The organism is Mesorhizobium sp. B2-3-2 (genome assembly GCF_006442295.1).
GTDB lineage: Bacteria > Pseudomonadota > Alphaproteobacteria > Rhizobiales > Rhizobiaceae > Mesorhizobium.
This window is the reverse complement of sequence record NZ_VFWA01000018.1, coordinates 106,258-114,063: the sequence shown is the minus strand read 5'-3', so window position 1 is coordinate 114,063 and position 7,806 is coordinate 106,258. Positions and strand designations below refer to the sequence as shown.

The 7,806-nt window shown below is 61.2% G+C and carries 5 protein-coding genes; 1 reads left to right on the top strand and 4 read right to left on the bottom strand.

Going from position 1 to position 7,806, the window contains the following annotated elements; all coding sequences use genetic code 11:
- Positions 1–2,287, bottom strand: a 2,287-nt coding sequence (locus tag FJ964_RS27395) for a DUF5801 repeats-in-toxin domain-containing protein (protein WP_210243396.1), incomplete at its 3' end; no start/stop codon positions are given.
- A gap of 324 nt (positions 2,288–2,611) precedes the next feature.
- On the opposite strand from FJ964_RS27395, the gene FJ964_RS27390 reads away from it, so the two are divergent.
- Complete coding sequence (locus tag FJ964_RS27390; RefSeq protein WP_140553522.1) at positions 2,612–3,580, top strand: transglutaminase-like cysteine peptidase; 969 nt, start codon at positions 2,612–2,614, stop codon at positions 3,578–3,580.
- A 99-nt stretch (positions 3,581–3,679) separates the two neighbouring features.
- Here FJ964_RS27390 and FJ964_RS27385 read toward each other — a convergent pair whose 3' ends face one another.
- From FJ964_RS27385 to FJ964_RS27375, 3 genes are read right to left on the bottom strand one after another with little or no spacing between them, the layout of a single operon-like run.
- Complete coding sequence (locus FJ964_RS27385; protein ID WP_140553520.1) at positions 3,680–4,315, bottom strand: ribbon-helix-helix domain-containing protein; 636 nt, start codon at positions 4,313–4,315, stop codon at positions 3,680–3,682.
- Positions 4,305–5,594 (bottom strand): HlyD family type I secretion periplasmic adaptor subunit, encoded by a 1,290-nt coding sequence (locus FJ964_RS27380; protein WP_140553519.1) that lies wholly within the window; start codon positions 5,592–5,594, stop codon positions 4,305–4,307. The genes FJ964_RS27385 and FJ964_RS27380 overlap by 11 nt, the downstream gene beginning before the upstream one ends.
- Before the next feature lie 45 nt (positions 5,595–5,639).
- Positions 5,640–7,772, bottom strand: coding sequence for a type I secretion system permease/ATPase (locus FJ964_RS27375; RefSeq protein ID WP_140553517.1), 2,133 nt, complete (start codon positions 7,770–7,772; stop codon positions 5,640–5,642).
- Between the last annotated feature and the right edge of the window lie 34 nt (positions 7,773–7,806).

Here is a 7,806-nt window from a genome sequence, read left to right as displayed (position 1 = left end):
TCGCACCGGTGCCGCCGACATCGGGATCCTCGCCCTTGGTGAACGCACCAGTGTCGATCCCAGCCGGGGTGCTCGTGCTCGCCGTCTCGTCAAGCAAAACCGTAACGCTGGTGGCGGCGACAGCCGTCACCTTCGGGCCGTCATCGTCGAAACTGATCTGGCCCGAGACGTCGGCGCTGGCACTGGCGGTGTCGCCATCGCCATCCGTGACCGTGACCTTCACGGCCAGCGAGCCGGCGGTGAGTGCAACCGTGTCGTCGGGATTGCCGGTGTCGGAATGGTGGAGCGACAAATATTGCTCGACGGTCACCTTGCCGGTGGCCGGATCGATCGATAGCGCGAACGCCGCCTCGCCCTTGAACGCGCCGCCCTGCACGACTCCGACAACGACTCCGCTCGCAAGCGTCTGCAAGGTGATCGTCGAGCCGTCGGTGACGGTCAGGCCGGAAACGGCGTTGGTTACGCTCAGCTGATAGACCGTGGCGCTACTCGCCGCCGGGCCGTCGCCGCCGAACAGCGCCGTCACGTCGACCAGGGCGCCGCTGCTGGTGCCGGAGGTGATCGCCCCGGTACCGCCGACGTCGGGATCCTCGCCCTTGACGATGGTTCCGGTGTCGATCGCAGCCGCCATGCTCAAGGCCTGTGTCTCGTCGAGTGAGACCACGGCGCCGGCGTCGGCGACCACCGTCACCGAAGGCCCATCGTCGTGGAACTGGATCGCGCCGCCGATCTGGGCGCCGCCGAATGCGCTGTCGCCATCGAAGTCGGTGACCGTCACCGAGGCTGTGATCTTGCCCGAGAGGGTCAGCACGTCGTCATGGGCGGCAGCGGTCGATCCATCGACGGTGTGCTCCAGCGGAGCGTATTGGGTGACCGTAAGCGTGCCGTTGCCGTTGATGACGATGGTAAAGGCGGTGTGGGTGCCGCCGTTCTGATAGGTGCCGGTGACCGTCGTCGCATTGGTCTGCAGCAGCGTGATCGCAAAATCGCCAACGGCCGTCTTCAGCCCCGAATCGAGCGATGCGGCATTGCCGGTCAGGCCCAACGCATAGGCGATGCCGCCGCCGGCGGCGGCGCCGTCGGCACCGAAATTGGATGCAATGGAAATAATCGGGTTGGTGCTCGTCACGGCGATCGGAAAGCCAGCCGGCGAACCGGCGTTGGTTTCATCGAGCACCGCGGAACTGGCTGCCGTGTTGCCCACAGTCAGGGCAGGGCTGTCGTCCTCGACGACCACGGTCATGTTGGCCGTTGCCGAGCCGCCGAACGGATCCTGCACGGTAACCGGGACGACGATGGAGAGGTCATCCTCGAAGCCGGCCAGCGGGTGGTCGAGGGGACCGAGCAGAGCGATCTGGAAGGTTCCCGCGCTCGCATCCGTGATGGTGACACTGATCACGACGTCCGATCCGACCCTGCCGACAAGATGCGTCGAATCGACCAGTTCCCAGACGACGTCGGTGCCGTGCGAGGTGAGCGTCGTGGCAGGCACGCCGAGGCCGTAGGTCAGCGGATCGCCATTGGGATCCGTAGCGCCGAAGCTGCCGTTGATGACCGAGAGATTCGATTCGTCGAAGGGTGAGCCGGGATCGCTGTCCGGGTTTGCGCCGGAAAGCCCTTCTTCCGACACGCGGACGGTGAGATCGCCAAATTCCGGGTTCGCATTGGGAAGGAACAGCTCCCGCCTCTCGGCCTGCCCGAACTGCAGATCGGTCGGCGGCAAGAGCGCCGAAAGATCAAATCCATCGCCGATGCCGCCGGGAGGAATTTCAAAATTTCCGCCGGCGCTCGAGGTCGAACCTCCAGGGCCAGCAGACATCGAACCATCGGCGCCGAAGGCGACATCCACATGGCTTGCCTCGAGCGCGGCGATCAAGGCGACGCGCGGCACCTCGACATCGCCAAGGACGAAGGTCGGCACGTTGAGCGCGCCGTCCTTGATCACGATGACCGAGCCATCGGCCTGTTCGAGCACGAGATTGTGGCCGTCGACCTTGATGTTGTCGATCGAGACGTTCGCCGGAAGCTTCACGACGTTGCTGGCGTCGGCGACGTATTCGTGCGGCGCTGCTGCCGCCGGAGCCTTAGCCTCCGCTGGTGCTTCCGCCGGCGCACCGCTGCCTACATCGACCGGCACTGGTTCGGCCGCTGCCGGCGCGGCCTGTTGCGTCGAAGCCGCTTGGGCGACCTGGAACTCTGCCGGCGAGGTCTGGTCGTGACGGTCACTGGCCATGGAATGCTCGTCCCACGAACCCGAAACGGCGTCCAATTCGTTATTGATGGTCATTGCTTGTACCCCTCCGGCATTTCCCGGAAAGAGACAGCGGCAACCATTACTTTGCAACAGTTCCTCAATCTGCTTTATATACTATTATATGCGTACAAAGGCATTTTTTACGCGTGGTAAACTGGGAGCATATATTCTGTTATATAAGTCGAATATCCGTCGGTGCGGATGAGGGCTCGCCTCCTGTCGCATGGTAAATAGAAGTATAAATTATAATAAAATTTTACGAAAAATGGGACAAGTAAGTTTTGTCGCCATTATCTACCTTCGTTGTCAATAATTTGAGACAAGATTGGTACCGTCCACAGTCAAAAGGTGGGCGTTATGAAAAAAGAAAAAACCACGCCGGGAACAGCCGGCCTCAAGCTACTCTTGCTGACGATCAGCCTTGCGGGCCTGCCGCAGCCATCGCTCGCGAGCGTCCATTTAGAGGACACCGTTTCGGTCGGCGGGCTTGTTGAGGACGTGCGGATGCCGTTCAGCCTGGGCGGCGTTTCCCTGGAAAGATCCCATCCTTGGCGACCGGCGGCAGGATACCAGCCCGGCGTGGTTTCCATGAGTTACACGATCGATGATGCCCAAGCCGGCGTTGCGCCGGGGCCTGCCGATGTCGGAATCGATCCCATCAAAACGGCGGCAATCATTCCCGGCGTGTTCGGCTCGGTCGCATTGTCCATGCACAACTTTCCCGTCGCCGCTCGGTGGGCGCCGGTCTACCAGGCAATTGTCGGCTGCTCGGCGGGCAGTGCTTGCGAACAGAAGAGCGCGACATTTGCCAGGCTGATCTCGTCGGCACAGGGCAAAGGATTCAGCGAGAAACTGTCGTTCGTCAACAGCGGCATCAATCACCTGATCGCCTACAGGAAGGACGGTGTCATCTATGGCAAGCTCGATTACTGGGCAAAGCCCGCCGAGGTGCTTGATAAGCGCGCCGGCGACTGCGAGGATTTCGTCATACTGAAGATGACGGCGCTGCTGAGGGCCGGCATCCCCGCGCAAAGCATGGCGTTGGTTGTTCTCCAAGATCGCAGGCGGGGATTCTTCCATGCGGTCCTGTCGGTAAGCACGGCAAGTGGCGTGTTCATTCTCGACAGCCTCAACAACACCGTGCTGCGCGACAGCGATCTCCCCGACTATGTGCCGCTTTATTCCTTCAGCACGGACCGAGCCTGGATCCATGGTTCGAGATCGGGCAACGCGCAGGTCGCGGAGATTAAGGGCGGTTTCGCAGGCGTCGCGCCCGGCGAGGGATTGCAGTCCGACACGGCTTCTGGAGCGCTTGCCCGTCGGTGAGCAACGGCGGTTCGCCGTTTTTTATGGAACGCCGAACCGCTCTATCTCTTTGTTTTGCACAATTCCTGACGGAAAAGCGTTTCGCACCTGGAATTGCTTCTAGCCGCTGACGAATGCCATCAGCAGGTCCTGCCCGACCAGCGGTGCCCGCACGGCGTTCAATTGGCCTCGATAGCGGCGTTCGCCGGCGCCGATGACGAACCCGCTGGCGACCGGAATCTCGCCATTGGCATCCAGCCGCGCGAAGATGTCCGCGACGTTGAGATCGAGCGCCAGCCTCAGATCCTGACGGCCGTCATCGCTCGGCGCCGTCGGCAATTGGCGCTTTACCAATTGTTGGAACGGAGCGTTGAAGGTCAGGATCTTTTTCGACGATGAAAGGGCGAAGGCGGGCGAGGGGCAGGCGACCAATATCGCGGTGATCGTCCTGATTGATGCAAGCCTCTTCAACGTCAGGTTTTCCTCCGTCAAGTCCCGAATGCAGGCAACTCTGATCGCCGATGTCAGGTTGCCAGCGGGAGACTGGCTCTCGGCGATCTCATCGACAAGCATGCCGATCGTGCATTTGCGGCTTTCCGCCATCTGCTTGAGTGACGTCCAGAACGTCCGCTCCAGGCGGATGCCGCGGCGGATGCCGCGGCGCGCGACAACCCGGAACTCCATACCGAGGTCTTCCGTGGCCATCGGCACGAGCAACCGCTCGAGGACAGCGGGAGGCGTGGCGCTATCGTTCACTCATCGCCTCCTCTCGTGCCTTGTTGATGGGCTTCAGCAGGTAGGTCAGGATCGTCTTGCGGCCGGTCTTGATGTCGACGGAGCAGATCATGCCCGGGATGATCGAATAAGTCTTGCCGTCCCGCGTCAGCGTCGACCTGTCGGTCGCGACGCGCACCTGATAATAGGGCTCCCCTGTCTTCTGGTCGACGAGACTGTCGGCGGTGATGTTCGAGACCTTGCCTTCGATGCCGCCGAAGATCGAGAAATCATAGGCGGTGACCTTGATCAGCGCCTCCTGGTCCGGCCGGATGAAGGCAACGTCGCGGGGCGAAACCCGCGCTTCGACCAGCAAGGTCTCCGAAGTCGGAACGATGCCGGCGACGGCCGCGCCGGGCTGCACGAAGGCGCCAACCGTATTGATATCAAGCGTGTTGACGATACCGTCGACTGGAGAACGGATGTCGGTGCGGGCCACCTTGTCGGTCGCGCCGCGTATGGTTTCATCGACCACCGAGAGGTCAGCCAGCGCCTGCGTCAGGTCGCTCAGCGCTTCCTGTTGCAGCTGCAGACCGAGCTCATCGACCTGAAGCTGGGCCTCGGTGATGGCCGATTTGGCTTTCTTGGTGGTTTCTCCTGCAAGCGTCAGCTGCCCGTTGAGCTCTGTCTGCTCGCGTTCGACCCGGAGTTGCTCGGTTCGCGCCATCAGGCCTTTCTTGACCATCGCTTCGACCAGCTTTGCCTCCTGGTCGCTGACGATCAGATTCTTCGTAAGGCGATCGGAATTGGCGGTCGCCTCGTCCAATTCCTTCTCGCGCTGATCGAGGCGCGACTTGAGAACCGACAGCTTGACTTCGAAGTTGTCGCGGCGGGCGACGAGCAGCTTCTGCTCGTTGTCGCAGATTTCCGGGGCGACCTTCTGGATTTCGGCCGGACACGGAAATTCCCCTTGCAGATTGCCGCTCTGCTCGAACTTCAGCCGTGCAATGCGGGTCTGCAATGCCCGTGCCTTGGCCTGTTGCTCGCCAAGGCTGGAGGTGTTGAACGTATTGTCCAGGCGGATGATGAGGTCGTTCTTCTTCACGACCTGCCCGATCTTGACGGCAATTTCCTGGACGACACCCGGCTCGCTGGCCTGGATGATCTGCGTTTTGGAAGCAGGTATGACCTTACCGTCGCCGCGTGCGATTTCATCCACCTCGGCAAAGGACGCCCAAGCAACGGAAGACACGAAGAGTGCACCTATGATGAATATGGACGCCGACGCAAAGAGCGGCGGCCGGTCTTCCCTTGCAAGCATTTCCCACGGCCCCAACGCATTGAATACTTTGATAGTTTTCGTTCTTCAGGTGCTTTTTTTCTGCAGCGCCTGTATTACTTGGTCCTTTGGCCCATCGGCAACGATCCTGCCTTGCTCGATGACGATAAGCCGGTCGGCAAGTTCGAGCATGCTGAAGCGGTGCGTCGAGACGATCAGCGTCGTATTTCGATCGAAAGCCACTTTGAGCTGCTTGATCAGTTGCCGCTCGGAAGCCAGATCCATCGAGCCGGACGGCTCGTCCAGGAAGACGACTTTCGGTTTCGTCAGCAACAGCCGGGCGATCGCCATCGTCTGTCTCTGGCCGCCCGAGAGATTGGTGCCGCGTTCGCCGACATTCATGTCATAGCCACGCGGGTGGCGAGAGACGAAATCGTCGACGCCGGCGGCCTTGGCCGCTTCGACGATCTGCTCATCGGTCGCCTCTGGACAGGCCATCAAAAGATTTTCCTTGATGGTGCCTGAAAACAGATCGTTCGCCTGCGCGACGATGCCGACGGCGGCGCGAACCTCGGAGGGGTGGTATTGGCGGATGTCGATGCCATCCAGCAGCAGTTCGCCGGAACTCGGCAAGAAAAGTCTGCCGATCAATCGGCCCATCGTCGTCTTTCCCGATCCTATGCGGCCGATGATGCCGATCCGCTCGCCCGGCTTCACCGAGAAATTCAGGCCGGTCAGGACCTCGTTTTCGGAGCCGGGATAGGTAAAGCCGACGTTCCGGAACACCATGGCGCCGTTGCGGATGGGCCGGTTGACGAAGCCCACGGTGTCCGGGCGATCCTCCGGCTGGCCCATGATCGAATTCACCATCCGCAAAGAGAGCATGGCCTGGCGCAATCTGGACAGAGTGATGGCGATCTGACCGAGCGGGGCGACGGCCCGGCTGGCCAGCATGACGGTGCCGATGATGGCTCCGGTGGAGACATGTCCTTCGGAGAAGGCGTAGGCGCCGGCCACTACCAGCGCGACCGTGACCATCTGCTGGATGGCCTGCGTTATATTGCCGGCGGCGGCCGAAAGCTGCTTGATCTTCTCGGAGGTGTTGGAGGCGTTTTTGGAATGCTCTCCCCATTTTCGCAACAGGTAGGCCTCGGCGCGCAGCGACTTGATCGTTTCCAGCGTGGAGATGGATTCGACCAGCAGGGCCTGCCGTTGCGAGGCCTCGTTCATGGACGCCGCCACACGCTTGCCGATGCGCCGCTGCGTGACCAGTCCGACGATCACCGACGCGACGAAGGCCAGTGCCGGTATCATGACCAGCCAGCCGCCTATCGCATAGATGACGAGGAGAAAAACAAACACGAAAGCCGTGTCGATGAACACGCTGATGGTGTTGGATGTGAAGAATTCGCGCACGAATTCATATTGGGTCACGCGATTTGCGTATTCGCCCGTCGAGCCCGGCCGTGCCGCCAGAGACGAGTTCAGCACCTTCTCGAACAGCATATATGAAATGCGCAGATCCGCCTTGCGCCCGGCATAGTCGATGAGCGATGCCCTGGAGGTCTTCAGCAGCAGGTCGAACAGGATGACCGCGCTGATGCCGATGGCCAGCACCCAGAGCGTCGATATCGCCTTGTTCGGCAGGATCCTGTCGTACACGTTCATAGTGAAGATCGGCGAGGCGATGGCGAGCAGATTGATGAACACCGCCGACAGGATAACCTTCGAATAGGTGCGCCAGAACGGCCCCATCGTTCCCGTCAGCCAATGTCGTCGCTCGATCTTCGGCGCCGAGCCGACGCTCATCGCCTCCGTTGCGTTGGCGTAGGTGATCGAGAAGGACGCACCGCCGCTGATATAGCTGTTGGCCAGTTCCGACCGGCTGATCGTGGTGCGCCCGTCCTCCTGGGGAGCGGTGAAATATTCGCCGGCTTCACCATCAGCCAGCAGCGCGACCGGCAGCTGGCTGACGCGAAAGACGATCGCGGGGAGGTCGATGCGCCCCCGAACAAAGTCGCGATGGCTGAACTCTGTGATTTCAAGGCCGACGCGCTCGGCAAGATGCCGGATCGCGTCGATATCGATGCGCGTTTCGGCCAGCGGCACGCCGGCAAAGAGCACGGTTTCGGCGCTGGGGCGGCCGAGATACGCGGCTACGGCCGAAAAGCAGGCCTTGAAAGCCTCTTTCGGTGACAGGATGTTGGGTTGCTGGTTCACGATCCGCCCGCGGGGACTCTCGATCGATCCTTAG

What these genes read in the sequence shown, in the direction of transcription:
- FJ964_RS27380 (WP_140553519.1), bottom strand. Translation starts at nt 5,594, where the DNA reads ATGCTTGCAAGGGAAGACCGGCCGCCGCTCTTTGCGTCGGCGTCCATA.
- FJ964_RS27390 (WP_140553522.1), top strand. Translation starts at nt 2,612, where the DNA reads ATGAAAAAAGAAAAAACCACGCCGGGAACAGCCGGCCTCAAGCTACTC.